The 1563-nt window shown below is 71.5% G+C and carries 2 protein-coding genes and 1 pseudogene; 2 read left to right on the top strand and 1 reads right to left on the bottom strand.

Annotated elements, in window-relative coordinates; translation table 11 throughout:
- Positions 1 to 197: 197 nt before the first annotated feature.
- Positions 198 to 431: a hypothetical protein gene (locus WDV86_RS16005; protein WP_339568651.1), complete on the top strand. Its 234-nt coding sequence runs from the start codon at positions 198 to 200 to the stop codon at positions 429 to 431.
- 175 nt (positions 432 to 606) lie between these two features.
- Here the strand turns inward: WDV86_RS16005 and WDV86_RS16000 are convergent, their stop codons facing one another.
- Entirely contained in the window at positions 607 to 1311 is a 705-nt protein-coding gene (locus tag WDV86_RS16000; protein WP_339568650.1) for a DsbA family protein, read from the bottom strand.
- A 75-nt stretch (positions 1312 to 1386) separates the two neighbouring features.
- On the opposite strand from WDV86_RS16000, the pseudogene WDV86_RS16315 reads away from it, so the two are divergent.
- Positions 1387 to 1563: pseudogene (locus tag WDV86_RS16315) on the top strand (transcriptional regulator); the annotation flags it as partial.

The following is a 1563-nucleotide window of genomic DNA, read 5'->3' as shown; positions in this document are numbered from 1 at the left end:
TCCTGCTCGCCATCGCGGCGCCGGCCACGCCCGCCGCCCTGGCGACCACCGCCGCGGCTGCCGCCCTCACCGCCCTGCTGTGGTCCTTCGCACGTGACGCCATCGACCTCGAGACGACAGCACGCAGGCCCACGACCTGACCACTCGCGCCACACCGCTCACCGGCCGCGAGACACGCCGCCAGACAGGATGACGACATGAGCCAGCAGAACCCCGACCATCTGCTGTCGCTGCAGCTCCGCGGCACGTTCGGACGCCGACGCGTTTACCACGTCGCCGTGCGTCCCACCGCCGTCACGATCGACCAGGCAGCCGCCGAGGCGAACGTCGAGGCCACCGCGGCGGAGCACCTCGGCGGCGACCTCCAAGCGCGGAATCAATGCCGCCGGCACCCCGCTCGACACGCGCAAGTGGCGAAAACTGTCCCATAAAGGGCGTCCGTTGCTCCACTGCTCCAGAACCCTCGAGGCTGTGATGCCCGGTTCCGGACGGCCAACCCAAGCCGCGCACGACCATGTGCCGGAAACCATCGGTTTAGTTGTGAGGCGGTCGGGTTGTCGCTTCCTCACAACGACACCTCCCCCGACGGCGTGGCGGACCTCATGATCAGTCGGTGGCGGCGAGGGCCTGGTCGACGAGCTCGCGGAAGTGGTCGGGCGAGCTCGGCTCGATGCGCTGGCCGTCGAGGAAGAAGGTCGGGGTGCCCTGGACGCCGAGGGCCTGGCCGTCGGTGAGGTCCTGGCCGACCCGCTGCAAGGTGGCGGGATCGGCCACGGCCGCGTCGTAGGCGGCCAGGTCCAGCCCGAGGTCGGCGGCGTAGCCGCGGAAGACCTCCGCCTGGGAGGCCTCCTGGTGAGACCAGTCCTCCTGGGTCTCGTACAGCCGCTGGTACATGACCTCGAAGGCGTCCTGGCCGGCGGCGGCCTCGACGGCGACCGCGGCGGTCTCGGAGTTGGGGTGCCCGGGCAGCGGGAAGTACCGGGCGACCACGCTCAGGCGACCCTCGTACTCCGCCCGCAGCTCTTCCACGGTGGGGTAGACCTCGGCGCACGCCTCGCACTCCAGGTCCAGGAACTCCACCAGCACCGGCGCTCCGGGCCCGGCGTCGGATAGGTAGTGGCTGTCCTGGCGGACCAACGGCACGTCGGCCTGCGCGGTCGGGGTCCGTCCGCCGCCGCCGGAGACGACCGTGAGGACCACCAGCGCGGCGACCACCGCCAGGAATCCCCCGGCGGCCAGGGTCAGGACCCGCGACAGCCTGCTGGGACGACGTCGGCGGGGCGGCGTCACACGGCCCGGCGCAGTGCTCATCAGATGTCCTCCAGCAGCCCTTGGTCACCGGTCATGGCGACGGCTCACCATAACGAACTAATGAGTGTTAGAGTCATTGACGTGGAGAGAGTCGACGACTGCGACCTGCTGTGCCTGGACCTGCCGCACGCCGAGCGGGTCCGCGCGGCCCTGCCGGCCCCGGGCGCCCTCCACGACGCCGCGGCGCGGGCCAAGGCGCTGTCGGACCCGACCCGGCTGAGGGTCGCAACGGCTCTGGCGACCGGCGGGGAG

This window comes from Pseudokineococcus sp. 1T1Z-3 (assembly GCF_037482365.1).
Lineage (GTDB): Bacteria > Actinomycetota > Actinomycetes > Actinomycetales > Quadrisphaeraceae > Pseudokineococcus.
This window is presented reverse-complemented; position numbering and strand designations above follow the sequence as displayed.